The sequence below is a fragment of the Salmonella enterica subsp. arizonae genome (genome assembly GCF_008692845.1).
Taxonomy (GTDB): Bacteria; Pseudomonadota; Gammaproteobacteria; order Enterobacterales; family Enterobacteriaceae; genus Salmonella; species Salmonella arizonae.
In genome coordinates this window covers 121589-141771 of sequence record NZ_VXJW01000005.1, presented here as the reverse complement: position 1 = coordinate 141771, position 20183 = coordinate 121589, and the positions used below count along the sequence as shown (strand labels likewise).

At 47.9% G+C, this 20183-nt stretch carries 16 protein-coding genes; 4 read left to right on the top strand and 12 right to left on the bottom strand.

The genetic code is table 11. The annotated features are described in order from the left end of the window. Positions 1-113: 113 nt before the first annotated feature. Genes lspA through F4V61_RS11520 form a run of 4 tightly spaced genes read right to left on the bottom strand, consistent with a single transcriptional unit; the run spans position 114 to position 4657 of the window. On the bottom strand, positions 114-614 hold the full coding sequence (gene lspA / locus F4V61_RS11535) for a signal peptidase II (protein ID WP_000042741.1): 501 nt from the start codon (positions 612-614) through the stop codon (positions 114-116). Continuing rightward, positions 614-3448 carry an isoleucine--tRNA ligase gene (gene ileS / locus F4V61_RS11530; RefSeq protein ID WP_058344701.1) on the bottom strand — a complete coding sequence of 945 codons (2835 nt, stop codon included), beginning with the start codon at positions 3446-3448 and terminating at the stop codon, positions 614-616. Before ileS ends, lspA begins: the two co-directional genes overlap by 1 nt. Positions 3449-3492: 44 nt before the next feature. After that, on the bottom strand, positions 3493-4431 hold the full coding sequence (gene ribF / locus F4V61_RS11525) for a bifunctional riboflavin kinase/FAD synthetase (protein ID WP_000767308.1): 939 nt from the start codon (positions 4429-4431) through the stop codon (positions 3493-3495). Positions 4432-4438: 7 nt separating this feature from the next. Continuing rightward, positions 4439-4657, bottom strand: coding sequence for a DUF2575 family protein (locus tag F4V61_RS11520; protein WP_058344634.1), 219 nt, complete (start codon positions 4655-4657; stop codon positions 4439-4441). Between the two features lie 102 nt (positions 4658-4759). On the opposite strand from F4V61_RS11520, the gene rpsT reads away from it, so the two are divergent. Continuing rightward, on the top strand, positions 4760-5023 hold the full coding sequence (gene rpsT, locus F4V61_RS11515; protein WP_001518655.1) for a 30S ribosomal protein S20: 264 nt from the start codon (positions 4760-4762) through the stop codon (positions 5021-5023). Positions 5024-5150: 127 nt separating this feature from the next. On the opposite strand, the gene nhaR is transcribed toward rpsT, so the two are convergent. The 6 genes from nhaR to F4V61_RS11485 all read right to left on the bottom strand — a co-directional run bounded on the left by nhaR (position 5151) and on the right by F4V61_RS11485 (position 13344). Continuing rightward, positions 5151-6056, bottom strand: coding sequence for a transcriptional activator NhaR (nhaR, locus tag F4V61_RS11510; protein ID WP_000116528.1), 906 nt, complete (start codon positions 6054-6056; stop codon positions 5151-5153). A 61-nt stretch (positions 6057-6117) separates the two neighbouring features. After that, a complete protein-coding gene (gene nhaA / locus F4V61_RS11505; RefSeq protein WP_058344633.1) occupies positions 6118-7284 on the bottom strand; it encodes a Na+/H+ antiporter NhaA in 1167 nt (388 codons plus the stop codon). A 162-nt stretch (positions 7285-7446) separates the two neighbouring features. Further along, positions 7447-9162 (bottom strand): aryl-sulfate sulfotransferase, encoded by a 1716-nt coding sequence (locus F4V61_RS11500; protein WP_058344632.1) that lies wholly within the window; start codon positions 9160-9162, stop codon positions 7447-7449. Between the two features lie 126 nt (positions 9163-9288). Continuing rightward, the gene (locus tag F4V61_RS11495; RefSeq protein ID WP_077905499.1) at positions 9289-10542 is read right to left on the bottom strand and encodes an IS1/IS1595 family N-terminal zinc-binding domain-containing protein; all 1254 of its coding nucleotides are present in this window, start codon (positions 10540-10542) and stop codon (positions 9289-9291) included. Between the two features lie 18 nt (positions 10543-10560). Then, complete coding sequence (locus tag F4V61_RS11490; protein WP_058344631.1) at positions 10561-11748, bottom strand: anaerobic sulfatase maturase; 1188 nt, start codon at positions 11746-11748, stop codon at positions 10561-10563. Between the two features lie 102 nt (positions 11749-11850). Continuing rightward, positions 11851-13344, bottom strand: a complete 1494-nt coding sequence (locus F4V61_RS11485) for a sulfatase family protein (RefSeq protein ID WP_058344630.1) — start codon at positions 13342-13344, stop codon at positions 11851-11853. A 593-nt stretch (positions 13345-13937) separates the two neighbouring features. Here F4V61_RS11485 and F4V61_RS11480 point away from each other — a divergent pair. Together F4V61_RS11480 and F4V61_RS11475 are read left to right on the top strand one after the other, a co-directional pair. Beyond that, the gene (locus tag F4V61_RS11480; protein ID WP_000791530.1) at positions 13938-14699 is read left to right on the top strand and encodes an outer membrane protein OmpK; all 762 of its coding nucleotides are present in this window, start codon (positions 13938-13940) and stop codon (positions 14697-14699) included. 98 nt (positions 14700-14797) lie between these two features. Next, positions 14798-16369 carry a bifunctional metallophosphatase/5'-nucleotidase gene (locus F4V61_RS11475; RefSeq protein ID WP_012210561.1) on the top strand — a complete coding sequence of 524 codons (1572 nt, stop codon included), beginning with the start codon at positions 14798-14800 and terminating at the stop codon, positions 16367-16369. 45 nt (positions 16370-16414) lie between these two features. On the opposite strand, the gene F4V61_RS11470 is transcribed toward F4V61_RS11475, so the two are convergent. Next, positions 16415-18133, bottom strand: a complete 1719-nt coding sequence (locus tag F4V61_RS11470) for an aryl-sulfate sulfotransferase (RefSeq protein ID WP_079835291.1) — start codon at positions 18131-18133, stop codon at positions 16415-16417. Between the two features lie 523 nt (positions 18134-18656). Between F4V61_RS11470 and F4V61_RS11465 the strand changes: the two genes are divergently transcribed. Next, positions 18657-19088 carry a winged helix-turn-helix domain-containing protein gene (locus F4V61_RS11465; protein WP_080160917.1) on the top strand — a complete coding sequence of 144 codons (432 nt, stop codon included), beginning with the start codon at positions 18657-18659 and terminating at the stop codon, positions 19086-19088. A gap of 12 nt (positions 19089-19100) precedes the next feature. On the opposite strand, the gene F4V61_RS11460 is transcribed toward F4V61_RS11465, so the two are convergent. Beyond that, positions 19101-20099: a LysR family transcriptional regulator gene (locus tag F4V61_RS11460; protein WP_001182535.1), complete on the bottom strand. Its 999-nt coding sequence runs from the start codon at positions 20097-20099 to the stop codon at positions 19101-19103. Between the last annotated feature and the right edge of the window lie 84 nt (positions 20100-20183).

The following is a 20183-nucleotide window of genomic DNA, read 5'->3' as shown; positions in this document are numbered from 1 at the left end:
TTGCTCACTTGTTGTGATTCGCCTGTTTGCCCGATGGCGCAAGCGCCATCGGGCAAACAAGGATCGCGCTATTATGTAGGCCGGGTAAGCGCGGCGCCCCCCGGCATTTACGCTTATGCCTGTTCTTTCGCTGCCGGCTTCGGCAAAAAGCCTTCCAGCACAATCAACGCCGCGCCGATACAAATCGCGCTATCGGCAAGGTTGAACGTCGCGAAATGCCAGTCACCGACGTAAAAATCGATCATATCGACCACAAAGCCGTGCCACAGACGATCAAACAAATTACCCAGCGCGCCGCCAATGATGAGCGCATAAGCGATGTTATTCAGCTTCTGCGTCGCTTTCGAGCGATACATCATCGCCACCAGAATCACGCAGATCCCTATCGCAATCCCGGCAAAGAACCAGCGCTGCCAGCCGCCGCTATCCGCCAGGAAGCTAAAGGCCGCGCCGTAGTTACGCGCATAATGCAGATTAAGCGACGGGAACAGCCCTACCGTATCCCCCAGAGCGAAATTCTGGAGGATCAGATACTTGCTGCCCAAATCGATAATCAGCACGACTACGACCAGCCACAGCCAGCGTAGCCCTGTTGAACAGAGTGGTTTACTCATCAGGCAAATTTACGTTGTTCGCCATTACCGGCGATGTTGCTGACACAGCGTCCGCAGATATCTGCGTGTTCCGCCACCTTGCCGACATCAGTAGTGTAATGCCAGCAGCGCGGACACTTATCACCCTCAGCACGCGTTACCACTGCCTGAACTGTCGTATTACCAGCATTGTACTGAATATTTTCATCATCAATACCCCCCGGCTGCTCAGAAATCACGAACTGGGACGTAATAAAGATAAATCTGACCTCTTCACCCAACAGTTTCAGCTTCTTGATCGTACCGTTAGCATCGTCAGCATATTTCAGCGTCACTTTTGCTTCCAGGTTCGATTTGATGCCATTGGCTTTCTGATTTTCCAGCTCTTTGTTGACCTGGTCCTTGATATAGCGGACATCATCCCAGAATGCGTCATTAAATTCTTCATTCTCTTCCAGGCCAAACAACCCGTCGTACCATTCGCCGGTGAAGACATATTTTTCACGCTCGCCCGGCAGGTAGCCCCAGATTTCATCAGCCGTGAAGGACATGATCGGTGCCATCCAACGGACCAGCGCCTCTGCGATATGATACAGCGCGGTCTGGCAGCTACGACGCGCGACGCTATCGGCCTTCGCGGTGTACTGACGGTCTTTAATGATATCGAGGTAGAACGAGCCCATTTCAACAGAGCAGAAGCGCATCAGGCGCTGTACCACTTCATGGAAGTCGTAAGCTTCGTATGCCTTCAAAATCTCTTCCTGCGCCGTTTTCGCGCAGCCCACCGCCCAGCGATCCAGCACGACCATCTCTTCCGGTTTGACCATATCGGTGGCCGGATTGAAGCCATTGAGGTTCGCCAGCAGGAAGCGCGCGGTATTACGGATACGACGATAGCTATCGGCGGCACGTTTGAGGATCTCGTCAGAGACCGCCATTTCGCCGGTATAGTCAGTAGATGCCACCCACAGACGCAGGATATCCGCGCCCAGTTTATTCATCACATCCTGCGGCGACACGGTGTTACCGATGGATTTGGACATCTTGCGCCCCTGACCATCGACGGTGAAGCCGTGAGTCAGTACCTGGCGGTATGGCGCTTTGCCTTTCATCGCCACGCTAATCATCAGGGAGGACATAAACCAGCCGCGATGCTGGTCAGACCCTTCCAGATACATATCGGCAGCGTGACCGGCGAATTCCGGGCGCGCGTCAACCACGGAGTAACTGGTGGAACCGGAATCAAACCAGACGTCCAGGGTATCCGGAACTTTCTCGTATTGATCAGCATCTTCGCCGAGGATCTCTTTCGGGTCGAGATCCCACCACGCCTGGATACCGTCAACTTCGACGCGTTTCGCTACCTCTTCCATCGCCGCCAGAGTACGCTCAATCGGCAGCAGCTCCTGCGTTTCTTTATGCACGAACAGCGACATCGGTACGCCCCAGGTACGCTGACGTGAGATACACCAGTCAGGACGGTTAGCGACCATTGATTCAATACGTGCCTGCCCCCAGTCCGGGATCCACTGAACGCCTTTGATCTCTTTCAGGGACTGTTGACGGAGCCCTTCTTTATCCATGCTGACGAACCACTGCGGGGTCGCGCGGAAAATGATCGGCGTTTTGTGACGCCAGCAGCACGGATAGCTATGCTGCATTTTTTCGACGTGCAGCAGCACGCCTTTTTCTTTCAGCAGTTCAATAACGATATCGTTCGCTTTGAAGACGTTAACGCCGTCAAGCGTTGGATATGTACCTGGCAGGTAAGCGCCGTCCGGCCCAACCGGGTTCGCGGTTTCCAGGCCATATTTTTGACCGATCACGTAGTCATCCGGACCGTGGCCAGGCGCGGTATGTACCGCGCCGGTACCCGCGTCCAGGGTGACGTGATCGCCGAGGATCGCCGGCACGTCAAAGCCCATAAACGGATGGGTAAAGCGCAGCAATTCCAGCTCAGCGCCCTTCACCGTACCGAGAAGAGTGTAGTCTGCCGCGCCGATACGTTGCATCACGCTCTCTACCAGATCTTTCGCCAGGATCAGCGCCTGTCCGTCAACCTGCACCAGAGCATAGTCGAAATCCGGCGCGAGGGAGATGGCGCGGTTAGCTGGCAGCGTCCACGGCGTGGTCGTCCAGATAACCAACGAGATCGGGCCGCTCACTCCCGGCAGACCAAACTTCGCTTTCACCGCATCCTGATCGACGGCGCGGAACGCCACATCGATAGACGGCGATGTTTTGTCGTAATATTCAACTTCCGCCTCCGCCAGCGCAGAACGGCAGTCAACGCACCAGTGCACTGGCTTAGCGCCTTTATGCAGATGACCGTTGCTGATGATTTTGCCCAGCGCGCGAATGATGTTGGCTTCGGTTTTGAAATCCATCGTCAGGTAGGGATGCGACCAGTCGCCCAGCACCCCCAGACGAATAAAGTCTTTACGCTGACCATCAACCTGAGTGGCGGCATATTCGCGGCACTTGGCGCGGAATTCAGCGGCGGTGAATTTCTCGCCCGGCTTACCGTACTCCTGCTCGACTTTCAGCTCGATAGGCAGACCGTGGCAGTCCCAGCCCGGAACGTAAGGCGAGTCAAATCCCGACAGTCCTTTGGACTTCACGATAATGTCTTTTAGAATCTTGTTTACGGAGTGACCAATATGAATGCTGCCATTCGCATAAGGAGGGCCATCATGCAGAATGAAGGTTTTTTTGCCTTTTTTGGCTGCACGAATGATACCGTACAGGTCATCATCGGTCCAACGCGCCAGCATTCCCGGTTCACGCTTAGCGAGGTCGCCGCGCATCGGGAACCCTGTTTCCGGCAAATTCAGGGTCGATTTATAGTCACTCATCAGATTCTCGGTTCCGTATTTCGGTTTGATAAACACCGTCAGGGTTATACCTGCCCGGCTAGCCCAAAAAACTTGCGGGCCGTTAACTCATCGCGTGCGATTTGCGCTTTCAGCTCATCAAGCGACGCAAATCGCTGCTCATTACGTATCTTTTTACGCAATATTACATCTATATGGCGACCGTAGAGGTCCATTACAACGTCCAGCAGATGCACTTCCAACTGTTGACGCACGCCGGCCACCGTTGGACGAGTACCAATGTTCGCCACGCCGGGCAACGGCTTATCGCCAAGCCCGGTGACTTCCACCGCATAAACCCCTTTCACCGGGGAGACCTGACGGCGCAGCGGTAAATTTGCCGTCGGGAAGCCAATGGTACGTCCCAGCTCGTCGCCATGAACGACACGCCCGGAAATGGTAAAGGGATGTCCCAGCAAACTTTCAGCGAGCGCCAGGTTATCTTCCGCCAACGCCTGTCTCACTGCGGTGCTACTGATACGCATGCCGCCTTCACAAAAGGTTTGGGTGCTGGAAACCGCAAAGCCATACTCCGCTCCCGCCGTCTGTAATAACAAGAAATCGCCCGCGCGGCTAGCACCAAAGCGGAAATCATCGCCGACGGCAAGAAATTGCACGCCAAGTCGCGCCACCAGCAGTTCGCTGATAAATGTTTGCGCCGTCAGCGCGGCAAAGCGCCGATCGAATTTCACGCATAGCACGTAGTCCACGCCGCACTGCGCGAGGTAATGCAATTTTTCACGCAGGCGCGTCAGACGGGCTGGCGCTTTATCCGTTGCGAACAGCTCCAGCGGCTGCGGTTCGAAAATCATGACCACCACCGGCAGACCGCGTCTGCGTCCTTCTTCCTGCAGACCTTGCAGTAAAGCGCGATGCCCCCGATGTACGCCGTCGAAATTACCAATAGTCAGCACACACCCATGCGGGGCCTGACTGAGATTATGTATGCCGCGTATCAGCTTCATGTCTGACTCAAAACAGTGAAAATCGCAAGAGTATACCTTGTACAGCGGTCAAGGTTAACCGGCGATTGCCTTGGTGAAACATAAAGAAGATGCTTTTCATCGCCATGCGGCAAACTCCCCCCCAAAACCCGCCGTTTAATGTAATTTTTATCATGGAAAAGCTGTATTCATAGACGCCAAGCTGGTAGAATCCTGCGCCATCACTACGTAACGAGCGTCGCCACATTAACGGCGCTTATTTGCACAAATCCATTGACAAAAGAAGGCTAAAAGGGCATATTCCTCGGCCTTTGAATTGTCCATATAGAACACATTTGGGAGTTGGACCTTGGCTAATATCAAATCAGCTAAGAAGCGCGCCGTTCAGTCTGAAAAGGCTCGTAAGCACAACGCAAGCCGTCGCTCTATGATGCGTACTTTCATCAAGAAAGTATACGCAGCAATCGAAGCTGGCGACAAAGCTGCTGCACTGAAAGCATTTAACGAAATGCAACCAATCGTGGACCGTCAGGCTGCTAAAGGTCTGATCCACAAAAACAAAGCTGCACGTCATAAGGCTAACCTGACTGCACAGATCAATAAACTGGCTTAATCGCCTTTCATTGACGCTTTGTGAAAAAACCCGCTTTCGCGGGTTTTTTTATACCTGCCAGGTGGCAGCGTAAACGCCTTATCCAGCCTACAGACGGTGCCAATCGCGCTAACGGGCAATAAGCGAGTTATCTACTTACCGGAGTAAACAACGTAGAGTAATCTGCATTACATATACGCTGTACCGCCGGATGCTGAATCATTCTCTCGGCAAAAATCGCATGATACTCTTCCATGACATTCTCGACGCGCCCGATCTCTATTACTGACTCATCAGCATAAAAATCCAGCGAATAAAGGCTCGGCGCCACAAAAATCGCATTGTGCGTCGCGCCAAACGCCTTCATTAAGGCCGCGTCGTCAAACTCGCCAAGTATCTCAACCTGCAACCCCTGCGAATTAAACCAGTTCAGCAACTTACGTCCCAGCATCGAGCGACGTCCCGGCACCAGCAACCGTCGCTCTTCCAGGCAGGCAGGAAACACTTTTTCGGGAAGCGGATTCGTGCACCAGAAACTGACGCTGCATTCACCGATTTTGACTGAGAATAGTCCCTCCTGCTGCGTGGAATCTATCGGGCAGTCGGAGATAATCATATCCAGCTTGTGCTGGCTGAGCTGTTCGAGCAACATTTCATGCGTGGACTCGAAGCAACGTAGATGTATGGGTTCATCCACCACCACCGCCGCATCCAGAACACTACTGACCAGTCGTTTAGATAAAGCATCGGCTACGCCGACATCGAACAACAGATTGGATTCTTTGCGGTAGTTGACGATATCCAGCATTTCCTGGCTTAGCGTAAACATTTTATCCGCATAGCGAAAAACCAGCTCGCCCAGTTCGCTGGGTTCAAGACCCCGTCCCTTACGTTTGAATAGCTTCCCCTGTAAACGTTCCTCCAGCGCTTTGATTTGACCGGTAATAGTTTGCGGCGTCAGAAAAAGCGCCTCTGCGGCACCCACGACTGAACCTTCTTTATAGACATTCCAGAAATAATAAAGATGGTTGTAGTTAATATGAGACACGCTCATTTCTCTCCCTGATCAATGACTTAAGGGAGCGATGTCTCGCTCCCCCTTTCCTTCGTACCAGTTATGTCGGCGCGTTCAAACGCGCACGCAACCAGCTATACCCCACCACTGCGGAGAGCAATGAGCCAATCAAAATACCCAATTTCGCCCAGTTAATAAGCGCCGGATCGACATTGCCAAATGCCAGGCTGGCGATAAATATGGACATCGTAAAACCAATCCCGCACAAAATACCGACCGCCATAATTTGCTGATAAGTGGTCCCTTGCGGCAGATGCGCCAGCTTGAAACGCAGCGCCAGCCAGCAAAACAGGCTAATCCCCAATGGTTTACCAATTAGTAAACCGGCGATAATCCCCAGCGGCAGCATTGAGGTCAGACCGTCAATCGTTACGCCCTGAAGAGAAACACCAGCATTCGCAAAGGCGAACAGCGGCAGGATCAGGTACGCGACCCACGGATGCAAAATATGCTCCAGCCGCTTCGCCGGCGAACGACCATGTTTTTCTTTCAGCGGAATAAAGAAGCCGACAATAACGCCTGCCAACGTCGCGTGGACGCCAGACTTCAGTACCGCCGTCCACAATATCGCCCCGACCAGAATATATACCCCTGTCCGTCTGACGCCACACAGGTTCAACAGCGCCAGCACGACAATCGCGAACGCCGCCACGCCCAGTGAGACGATAGAAAGATCGCTGGTATAAAACAGCGCGATAATAATGATGGCGCCCAGGTCATCGATGATCGCCAGCGCCATCAGAAAAATTTTCAGCGCCAGCGGAACACGGCTGCCCAACAACGCCAGCACGCCCAGCGCAAAGGCGATATCTGTCGCGGCGGGAATAGCCCAGCCCTCGCGGGTGACCGGATCGGAGTAGTTAAAGGCCAGATAGAGCAATGCCGGTACTATCATCCCGCCGATAGCGGCAATCACCGGGAAGACGGCCTGGCGCAGGCTGGCTAACGAGCCCTGCAACAGTTCGCGCTTAACTTCCAGACCAATCAACAGGAAAAACACGGCCATCAGCGCATCGTTGATCCACAACAGCATGTTTTTGTTGATCTCAAGCGCCCCAACCCGCAACTGAACCGGCGTCTCCAGAAAATGATGATACCATCCACTAGTTGCGCCCATATTGGCCATCAGCATAGCCAGCGCAGCGGCGATGATGAGAATGATGCCCCCTGAGGCATCGCTGCTAAAAAATCGTTGCAGATGTTTCACTTTTATGCTCTCAATCAGGTGAATTCTTCGAACCTACTATGTTACCTCGTCTGAATCATCGTTAAAATGAGATTATATGTGATGAATAGCTCGATTTTTACGAAACAAAGTCCGGTTTACACCGGACCACTTTAGTGTAGTCAGTCAGTGACTGATAGATCGTTACGCGTACAGATCCATTTTATAAACCCGAAAGCTGGTAATATCGTAGCGATAACCTTCCCCGTTTTTTTCCGCATTTTTGTAGTAACCTGATGTCATGGTAGCTTCAAAAAGCACAGTTTTCTCCGTAGGCGCAATCTCCTGTAAAATTAGCAGCCCCATCGCCTCGCTGCCCGCCTGAGAATCGATAATATCGCTCTCGCCTGGCTGGCAGGAGATGGCGCGACCATTTTCATCAAACGTGCAGTCGGCAAAATGCACCACAATATTGCCATTCTGCTGGATCGCTTTCGCGCTAACGCAGCTACTGTAGCCACGCGCGCCCAGCTCCTTACCGTATTCAAATGGCCGCATGACTGTCATCTCATTTATATTCACCACGAAATGGACAATGCGGCTGTAGTTATCCGGCGGTAACAGGCTTTTGCTATCATCACGCGAGCGGTAGTTGCCGTTATCAAATACCATAAACTCCACCATACCCGGCGCATCATTGGCGATTTCAACCACGTTATGCTGACCCCACGTCCAAAAGTCATGATCGGCCGCGTCGATATCCTCCTGTTTGCTAAAGTCATAAAGCGCCACTCCTTCACTATCGACCGGCGTTAAAAGATAAGGCTGATAAGCGTCGTCCCAGTCCTCGTGCGTTGACAAAATAAAGCGTAACGCCTGCGTTTGCAGATCGACGCCAAACACCGCGCTCTGATGACGCCCGGAAGCAATCAGCAACTGATTCGTCTCATTGACGTAGCTCTGGTTTATATGCAGCCAGTCTTTAACCGTCGGATCTTCTCCCGGCGCCGTACCTGAAGGACGGGAAACCCGCGTCGTATCCAAAACCTTCGCCATATCGTAGTAAGCCGTCTCCAGCCCGCTGGTCAGATCGACAACCGACACGCCGTCTTCATTGGTTTTCAAATCGTCGGGGCGGCCCGAAGTATATTCAGAGGGCGCAACAATGGTATTGCTGTCCCACGGCCAGATAGAATGATGAAATTGGTTATCGAGATTATAGAATGTATAAAGACGCCCCATCATGTCGAACTCATACATATCCAGATAGGTATTTTTCGCTTCTGAGGTTGTTAAAAAATGACCATTATCAATACGAACAAAATTATAAGACGGATAATCCTGAGTTACATACCAGCGTACCAGACCATTCTGATCTAATGCATAATTATAGCGATCGAAATGGGTAATAAAATAAAACCCTGGCGCCATCTTATCCGCATCGATAGCGGGTTGCGTCACGTTGATAATCGGAAAGCCTAATACGACGTCCGCTGAATCTACCGGCGGTAAAGACTGTGTGGTGAGCGTATAGGCGGCAAGTGGCGTATCTGCCTGAGAAAAGACAATACGGTTTTCAGTATCCGCCACCAGTCCCAGAACCGGCAACAGATTTTCGCCTGTCGTAAGAGAATAGAGATGTTCTACAGGCATCGCCGTTTTTGCCACATCCTGGACCGTGACCAGGATCTCAGCCGGTTCAAGGCTCCAGACGCCGGCATAAGCGCTTAAAGGCGCCGTACCGTATGGGTTTAACACCATGAGCGCATTTTCTACCGTATTCTCTTGCGTTACCTGTGCAAGGCAATCTGCATAAATAGCGGTATGGCTAAGCACCATTTCATTATTGATATCAATACCCTGATTAATCGCAGGGCGCGGCGCAGGCAGGACAATAGACTTTACATCCAACGTATTCATGATAAATCTCCAGTGTATTAATTTCATCGGCCCTCATGGGGACCACGAAAATTAATACTCTGGATTTTTATTTCGACCAAATAAAATGCCGCAAAAACACCTCATTACGCGTTTTATTTTAGCAATTCATTTTACGTAAGCGTTATATTCAAATTTTAGATAATCCAGTACGGCAACAACATTGCCTGGAGACATTCGGTTAAGATGCGGCAGGAAGGGATGGTGATGGACATAGCGAATAAACGCCGTCGCGCTATTTAACGTCGCATGACGTAGCAAGCTCACCTTTTTATTTCCTGTGAGATTACATACTGCCATCGCATAATCCCGTGTGGAAAACGTGCGCCAGACGTTATTGCGAATTCCACCACTCAAAAACAATCGCGGAGGAAGATCGCGTTTGGGCGGCATGAAGCCTCTTTCACGCACAAACGAAATATGGCAGCGCCCCTGACGAAGATAGTTAAAATTCGCCATCATACAACCGCCCAGAATGAAACATTCGTGATCGAGGTAATGCTGAACATTCAGAGAGCGTTCATCCGTCAACGCCTGCACCAACTCAAAATGTCGATAAGCAGGTAACACGGGTTTCACTAACATCCCCGGATCATTTTTGTATAAAACGGCGGGGCCGTAATCCACGTCAAATAACACATTGCGACGCATGGTCAGCGCCTCTTTTCGCTGCACCAGATGCGCCAGCGTGCCGGACGGGAGCCGTTCTTCGTACTCAGAACGATACTGATAATCCGCTTCCACCGGTTGTGCAGAGTAATTCGTCGAGATCGCGACGACCTTACCACTCTCTTCTTCCGCCGTCACTAACACATATAAACTGCTGTCGCCGCCGTTAAATTGCACGCGAAACGCGCGTGTGCTCATGGCGATATCAAACGCGGGAAACACGAAATCACGTTCCGCCTGATTGACGCGACGAGACAGTTTTTGTAATTCGCGGCTAAAACCTGTGCTGTCTACCGCCAGTGCTGCGCGTATTTCAACTAACGACGCCCCTTCGCCGATCAACGTAGCAAGATTCTCTTGTCTGGCGTCGCTCCTGATAGCGGTATAGGAGATGAATGTCTTGTTACACTGACGGCAATACATACGCCGCTCTCCTTTTGCGGAAAAACCATATTTTTTCAGCGATGCCCCGCCGCAGTGCGGACAGGACCTCACCAGACCTTTCCATGACTGATTTGCCGACTGGCGAAAAAGATTAAGCGATCTGGCGGAAATAACGGGGAACAAAAAGCCGCACGCTCGACAGAGAACATTTTTCCCTTGCGGTAGATAGTCTGGACTCTCCAGAACCCCTAAATTTTTGCAGCCGGGCGTTTTGCAAGCATCGACATTAATGTGTGAAAACATATTCACTCCCTGCGAATACTACCTTCAAACAAATATTGATTTTATTTCTGCAGGTGAGATGCCTTTTTCATACAGGGTTCGCATGGCATTCATCGCCGTCGCGGTATGAGAGAAAAAAGCCTGATAACCTGCGCACAGATAGTTATGATTGATTGCGCCGGATACAGAGGGTAAAAAGCGATGTTTCGGACAGCCGCCATAGCAGGCGAATTTCCATTGACAAAAATGGCACTCCTGCGCCATTAAACGCTGTTTATCGCTGCCAAACTGGAGATTTTGTTCACCGTGATTCATTTGACGCAACGTCTTCTGGTGGATATTTCCCAGTTTAAATTGCGGGTACACAAAATGATCACAGTTATAAACATCGCCGTTCATTTCCATCGCAAACGCGCTACCGCAAGTGGGGGCAAAAACGCAAACCTGCGGCGGCAGACCACACCAGGCCGCCAGCGTCTGTTCGAATAACTGGATGCCGATGTCGCCGATATCCTCACGAATCCAGACATCGAATACCACATTCAGAAACTGACCAAATTGCAGACTATCGACCGACCATGGCGTCATTGCGATGTGTTTATCCTGCGGCTGCGCCAGCCCATTTTCCCCGCAGCGCTCAACTAAAGGAATAAACTGCATATAGCGACTACCAATACTTTTCAGGTAACGATACACCTGGATAGGATGATGCATATTGGTGCGGTTAACCACTGTGAGGGTATTAAATTCTACATCGTGCTGCGCCAGACAACGCACCGCATTTTCTACTTTTTCATGTGTTGGCTTTCCGGAACGCGTCATTCGCCACTCATCATGTAGCGCGGCATCGCCATCGATAGAGACACCAACCAGAAAATCATGCTCCCGAAAGAAAGCCGCCCATTCGTCGTTGATCAGAATACCGTTGGTCTGGAAGGTATTGACGATGGTTTTGCCGCCACAATAGCGTTGCTGAAATTCAATGGCTTTACGATAAAACGGGATGCCCATTAATGTTGGTTCCCCGCCCTGCCACGCAAAAATAACCTCATCAATATCCTGCGCGGCAATCTGCTGCCTGATAAAAAGTTCGAGGGTTTCTTCCGACATTTTGTAATGGTTTTTTCGATCCGGATAGAGCTTTTCTTTTTCCAGATAAAAACAGTACTTACAGTCAAGGTTACACACCGATCCCGTCGGTTTAACCATGACCTGACAACTTTTCCCAGACATCTTTACCTTTCCCTGAAATAAAAGAACCTGATCCAGCACAGAGTGACCGGATCAGGTGGGCATCGCCCTAAGTGGCATACTTAATTTTTTATAATTATTTCATCAGCCCCAGGTGACAGGCGTCGGCTTATCGCCACGAGCTTTCATCAGCGAATCGTTATCAATATCTTTTTTATACTTCAGGAACTTACCGTAAAGCTGTTTCTCAATTTGTGGCTGCTTACCCATCTGATTGAGCGTTTCGAAACGATCGATTTTCAGGTTATAGAGGTATTTGGGTTTATTCTGGCGATCGATGATCATCTTCCAGTCGCCGTCGCGAATCGCCCACTCATCCGTCGGATCGTCCTGGAACGGCATATCGATACCGAAGATCAGCGGCTTCTGACGTTTTAAGGCCTTGTCCTTCAGCAACGGAACTAAAGACTGACCGTCGTAGGTACGATCGGTCGGGAGTTTAAAGTCCATCATATTGGCCAGCGTCGGTAGCCAGTCAAGACCATATACCGGCGTGTCTGTCACCATTCCCTGCGGAATATGCTTGCCGTATTTGATGATTGCCGGTACGCGAATGCCGCCTTCCCACAGATTATCTTTACGTCCGCGCAGACCGTCTGTTTCCCCGGCCAGGTTCAGCTCGTAGACCTTACGCGCTTCACGCGTGACAGGGCCGTTATCGCTGGTAAAGATGATGATGGTATTATCTTCCTCGCCCATCGCCTTGATTTTATCCAGCACTTTACCAACCTGTTCATCCATGTAACTGATATTGGCGTAGTATTCGCCGGTGCCGCGCCACGGTTTATCCGCCCAATCGCCGTAGAACAGATCCGGATGCTGCTTCTGGTAGTCGGTCATATACTGCGAATACATGTCAAGGTATTTTTTCGGCGATGCCAGCGGACTATGGACTTCGGTAAAGGCGACATATAAGAAGAACGGATTATCGTCTTTTTTGTTATCCAGCCAGTTCACCACTTCAGAGCTTACAAACTCGCCGCTCATCTTATCTGCGCGGCCAATATGTTGGCCATTACGAATCCACCCCGTAGGATGCACCATGCCATAGCGCGGGCGCTCCTTGGCGTTGTCCAGCGTAGCGTCGCTGACAAACCCTGCCGGGTTAACCAATGTATAGTCAAAACCCATGTCTTTCGCCTGCGGCTGATCGGTGCGATCGCCACCCGCATTCAGGTGCAATTTCCCCATCATCGCCGTGTCGTAACCCTGCTGTTTTAGTAGGTTGGCGATAGTCAGTTCATTACGCCCCAGCGCAACATCTTTGCCTTCCGGTATCCAGGAGCGGATACCGGTGCGGAACGGCATACGGCCGGTTAACAGGCCCGCGCGGGAAGGAGAACACAGAGGCGCTGGCGCATAATAGTCGGTAAATTTCACCCCCTCCTGCGCCAGTTTATCTATGTTTGGTGTTTTAACGATACGGTGCCCATAGGTTGCGAGATCGCCATACCCTAAATCATCCGCCAGAATAATAACTAAGTTCGGGCGCTTTGCAGTTGCCGCTTGGGCGGTTGATAATACACTTCCAGCGCATAGCACCAACCCTATCATACTGGCAACGACTGTTCTTTTCATTTCAACTCCTTTGAGTTATCGCACGGTCTGATTACGATATATTTGCCGATAGACCAGGCTGCGGAATACAGCCTAAATTAATTGCACTATTACATTCTATTTATCTTATATTTCTTCCATTAACATCGCTTTATTGCAGAAAATATTCACACATACTATAATATTAACGCCATAAATATATTTTGCGCTAAAAAAAACACACCTGAAGCAGTCTATAAAAAAAGGGACCGCGAGCGAGTGATACAGATCTCAAATACTGTTCATATGCCAGATATCACTTTGCAATGTCAATATATGTTGCTTTTTCAACGATAACCCCCTCATTTACTGACAACAAGTCGTTTTTGCGAAAAAAATATTCCAATTCGAAGTTTCATTAAATTCCCGTTATCCAGTGTGACTTTTACAACAGCGGCATTAACCTCAAATCAAATTGTTAAAACATAATAAACAACATTATCTGACACCATTATTTAATGAATATATATCGCTGATATTTTTGAGACATCTATCACCTACGAATAAAACGTCCCCCCCTAAACTCCGCGTTTTTACACAACAATTTACTGTGTTTTTACCTCATGGAGTTGAGCATGAAAAATAAGAAATATATTAATAGCCTACTTGCCGCATGCGTTCTTTTCTCTTGTTTTAATGGTCAGGCAGCGGAATTGAAACGCGTATACGGTAAACTTAGCTTCGGATACGGCGACTGGAATAAAGGTTTTGTCAATGTCGATCGCGGGGAAGTATGGAAAGCCGTTGCAGATTTTGGCGCCGTTTTTGACAGGGGCGAGTTTGCATCATTTTATGAAATGAACGTGCTCAACCATCCCGTTGAAGGCCGTAACCATGTTACCCAATTTCTGGGACATTATCGCCCAATTGAAGGTTCTGACTTTACGGTGATGATGAAGCTCTATATGTCGATGGAGAATAAATTCGGCGATGAGCTCAATATGATGTATGGCGTAGGTTATCTGGGTTTAACCAGCCCGTCAGGCTTTATTAAGCCGTATATCGCAGTCCATAACTTATCAAACGATTACACTTCTAAGAAGTATGGACAGGCGACCGGCTTTAACGGTTATGTCCTCGGCTGGGTGGCAGCATATAACTTCGATATGTTTAATGAAAAGTTCGTCATTGCGAACTGGAACGAAGTTGAAATGGATCGTAACGATGCCTACGCCGAACAGCAGGGCGGGACAACTGGCCTGAACGGCGCGGTAACGTTTACATGGAAATTTATGCCGCGATGGACCGCCTCCGTTTCTTACCGTTACTTCAATAATAAATTAGGGTATGACGGCTACGGTGACCGTATGAATTATCTGATCGGCTTCGAGTTTTAATAATTAATAAACTTGATGAATATTACTTAATTTCCCCAGTTTGTAGACGTTAATGACACGACTACAAGCGTTGTTTTTCTTTAATGTAGCGTAAATGGATGGTTTATATGAACAAAAAGTTTTCGATATCCCTACTGTCTCTGTGTATTGGTTTGTCTTCAGCCATTTCTTTTTCAGCCGATGCGCGTGACATCACTATTTATTATACAAACGACTTACACGCCCATGTAAGTCCAGAAATTATTCCCTATGTATCAAAAACGCGTCCAGTAGGGGGATTTGCGCCAATATCCAAAATCGTAAAAGATGCGAAAGCGAAAGAAAAAGATGTCTTTTTCTTCGATGCCGGCGACTATTTCACCGGGCCTTTTATCAGTACGCTGACCAAAGGCGAGGCCATTATTGATATTTTAAACACCATGCCTTATGACGCCGTTTCTGTCGGTAATCATGAGTTTGACCACGGGCATGAGAATCTGGTTAAACAACTCAGCAAGTTGAAATTCCCGGTACTACTGAATAATGTTTTCTACAGCGGCACAGATACGCCGTTAATTAAAGATCCATATACCATCGTGGAAAAAGATGGATTTAAGATTGGCGTCATCGGTATGCACGGCGTGTCCGCATTCTATGAAGCGATTGCCGCAGGCGTGCGTGAAGGCGTTGATTGCCGCGATCCTATTCCTTATGTGAAAAAACAGTTGGAAGAGCTAAAAGGGAAAGTTGACCTGACCGTGCTGCTCGCCCATGAAGGCGTGCCGGGGATGCAGTCCAGCGCGGGTGAGGCAGATGTCGCGCGTGCGCTGAAAACCGACGTTGATATGGCGAAAGCGCTTGAGGGTTATGGTCTTAACGTCCTGATTACCGGACATGCGCATAAGGGTACGCCAGAACCGATTAAAGTGGGCGATACCCTTGTCGTTTCCACAGATGCGTACACCATCGAATTGGGTAAACTGGTGCTTGACTGGAACCCGGCAACCAAAAAAGTGGATAGCTACAATGGTAAGTTGATCACCATGTATGCGGATACTTATAAGCCAGATCCCGTAACGCAGGCCAAAATTGACGAATGGGACAACAAGGTTAAGAAAATTACCGATGAGGTGGTCGCTCACTCTCCGGAAGTGCTGACCCGTTCTTATGGCGAATCCGCGCCAACCGGCAACTTAATCACCGACGCGCTGATGGCTACCGTTCCTGGCGCCGACGCGTCCTTCTATAACGCTGGCGGTATCCGTACCGAACTGCCTAAAGGTAACATCACCTATGGCGATGTGCTGAGTATGTACCCGTTCACCAACGATGTCATGAGCATGGAAATCAGCGGCAAAGATCTGAAATCGATCATGTCACACGCCGCCGATCTGAAAAATGGTATGCTGCACGTATCGAAAACCGTACAGTTTAAATATGACAGCACCAAACCGTTGGGTCAGCGTATTGTCGCATTTGATATCAAAGGCAAACCGGTAGAAGACAATAAACTCTATACCGTAGCGCTGGATTCCTTTATCGGTAAAGGCGGTGGCGGATTTACCTTCACTAAAGGTAAAAACATCAAATATATAGGGATACAAACAGCCCCGGCGCTGGTTAACTATATGAAGCAGGTCAGCAACATTCAGCCTGACCACACCATGCGCGTGGATGATATTAGTAAATAAACCATAATGTTATGCGGTCGATTATCGGCCGCTTAACATGTTTTGTTATTCAAACAACGGCATTTTATATACCCGAAATGCAGAAATATCATAACGATAATTCGCGCCATTCATCTCTTCGTTCTTGAAATAGCCCGACGTCACCGTCGCCTCGAACAAAACCTCTTTCGTCTCTTTATTGATTTCTTGTAACACGAGCCTGCCTAATGCCTGTTGCCCTTCATCCGGATCGACAAGATCGCTGAAGCCCGGTTGCGCGGTAATGGTATGCCCAAATTCATCAACCGTCGTCGCGCCGAAGTGAATAACCAGATTGCCATTACTCAATAAATGCTTGGCACTCACAAAACTGCTATAGCCCCGGTTCCCGACTTCCGTTTTTCCATATTCATAGGAACGCGTTACGGTCATCGTGTTAAGGTTTATTTTAAACTGAACCACCCGACTAAAGTTATCGAGCGGCAACAGGCTTCTCGCATCTTCGCGAGAACGGTAATTACCATTATCAAAGACCAAAAACGCCAGAATACCGGGCTCATCATTTGGGATTTCAACAATGTTATGTTGCCCCCAGGTCCAGAAATCCTTATCTGCCGCGTCAATTCCTCCCAACGAGGTAAGATCATACAGCGGGACGCCATTATCATCGACAGGGGTTAACAAGTATTGCTTGAATTCGTCAGACCAATCCTCATGATTCGCCATAATAAAACGTAGATCGCCAGTATCCACATTCACGCCAAAAATCGCACTCTGATGCCGACCGGAACAGACCAGCAAATTATTGGGTTCATTAATATAGCTTTGATTGATATGCAGCCAGTCATCCATTGATACATCCTGACCTGGCGCGCTTCCGGAAGGACGTGGCGATCTGGAATAATCCATTACATGCAGCATATCGTAATAAGCGACTTCAAGTCCGGTAGATAAATTAATAATAGAAACGCCATCTTTTCCAGTCGAGTAACCATCTGGTCGCCCATTACTGTACTCAGAAGGCGCAATCGCCAGATTGTTTTCAAGGGGGAGAATGGAGTGATGGAATTCATTATCAAGAAGATAAACCGTATAAACTCGTCCCATAATGTCAAATTCATACATATTCAGACAATGATTTATTCCCTGTGATGTGGCCAGGAAATGACCATTATCCATCCTGACAAAATTATAAGAGGGAATATCCTGGCTTACATACCACCGGACGATACCGTTATGATCAAAAGCCAGATTATAACGATCAAAATAGGTGGAAAAATAAAGTCCCTCATCAACCAGCGAGGCCTGCTGCGCAGGATAGGATACGCTAATAATGGGGAAACCGAGACTCACGCTGGCCGAATCTGTAGGCGGTAATACATTTGTCATTACCGTATATTGCCCAACCATCTGCGAGGCAAGGCGTAGTGTAATCTGATTATTCACCCCGGACACCATCCCACATACCGGAATAAGATTAGCGCCAGGATGTACATCATATTGATAACGCACTGCTTCTGTCGTTGCTTCGCTATCAATAACATTGATCTCAAGCGTGGCGGCTTCATCTATCCAGACCCCAAGATAGAGGCTCAACGGGGCTGTCCCATAGGGATTGATGGTGACAATAGCCTTGTCATAGGCATTAGATTGCGTGATCTCCGTTAATCGTTGTTCATGTATTGCATTATGATTTGACACCAATTCGTTATTGATATCAATTTTCTGGTTAATCGGCTCACGCGGTGCAGGCAGGTTCACCATTGACGAGATTTTCTTATTCATACGTTTCTCCTGATTATTTCAGATATAGGCAACGTGCTGCCACAACATTCCAGCCAGCCGTTTGCCAAATAACCCTACCTCAGCAAGAGAAATCGCCTTAACAATTTAAAATAAAACTTCAATAAAATAAAACCCAGACTAAAACCTATCCTTTATCCACCGGGGAATTTATTTCAGCGCCACTAATGTAAAAGCATAACAGGTATGTAAAGTTAATGCATTATAACTAATAGCCTATACCTTTTTCATTATTGACATAAGCCTTACGGCATAATTCAAATTATTTTATACCAACAATAAATCAATCAAAAAACATCAATCTACCGATAAAAATTAACATTACTATCATTTTATTTTTAGAATTACTAAAAATAAATATTTAGCCTTTCTAAAAAGGCATCATTTTTGTGACATCATACAATTTTTTTTCGTAAAAAGACATTATTGCAACCACGCCAGTTGATCCATAATATTAATATGCATATTATTATCGCCACCCAAATTAAATTCACAAAATAACATCATGACTATTTATTTCATTAACAACACGCACACTTACAATGATAAAACCAATGAGCTAAAAAACATAAAAACGGGAAAGATGATAAAAATTGCCGCGATGCGAGTAAAATGTCTGGAATATATGCTGAACCATGCTCAACAAGAGATTATTTATAAAACACAACTCTCTAATGAACTTTGGGGGGAAAGAAGTCAATTTATCAGCGATGCCAACCTGACCCAAATTTTGTATCTACTACGTCGCGACCTCAAAGACTTTGGCTTGACCCAATTTTTTTCTACTATACCACGAATCGGTATTAAAGTAGATGCTGTTATTATCATCAGCGATAAAAAAGACCTTCCTCCTTTCAAAAAAGGAGCGAATAAATATATGGCATTGTTTTTCGCTTTGCTAACTATGGTTACGATGGTTATTTTTTTAACGCAATAATTTTATACTAAACTACAAACGGCATAAGGATGTGCTATCTTCAGCCAAAGTATCAGATTGCTCGTCTGGCCTAAAAAGAAAGGTGGACTGAAGGGTTGATATCAGTTTTTTTGCATTTTTATAACGTGTGCCGTTCGTCGCCAGATAAGCATAAACGGGCAACGTGCGAAAAATTATCTCATCAGGCATACGTATTATTTTTATATTATAACGTCGCACGTCTCTAAAGTAAGCGGCAATCTTTCTTGGCAGAATCGCAACCATATCACTTTTTTCAACAACCCCCATAATTCCAAACAGTGAATCACTATGATAACCTATTTCTCTGCGGCCCGTATAAGGCGCACTATTCTTGAACAAATCAATGGCATCAGCGGCGAAAGAAGAGAACATATCTGAATGATAGACAGCATGTCTGGCAGCATAAAAATTATATAACGAAATTTGTTCAAGCCCAACCAGTGGGCTCTTTTCACCACAAATGCAAACAAAATCAGATAAATTATCAATGGGATAACTTTCGATCATCTCATTATTAATTTCCACAATCCCCATGATCACGTCCGTATATCCATGCGTCAGCATCGACGCTGGCGAATATTCGCCTGTTTTTTTAATCGCATAGTGTTTAATGACATGTCGATTAACCAGCATGGTATCCAGCAATGCCGGGAAATAATAATTCTCTGTTATATCACTACCCAGAACAATGAGTTCATTACTCTCCTGAACATATGTTTTATCGTAAAGCGTGCTTTCTATAGATTCAATTGCCTGGCGAAATACCTGGTGGAGAGATTTACCTTTGCTGGAGGGAACTAATCCTTTGCGGGTTCTGATAAATAACTCTTCGCCATAAAGATTTTGTAAGCGAAGAAGAGCCTGAGAGATAGCCGCAGGCGTGACATCCAGCTTCCTGGCCGCTCTGGTTGCATTTCCTTCAGTGATAACCATATCGAATACTTTGATCAGATTGTAGTCAATTTTCTTGGCATTTTTTATTGGCTGCATAGAGGCTATCCTGGCTGCATAATCTAGCACTATCACTTTAGGCGCAGATTAACCTCGCATCATTTTTATTTCAATAAGCAAATC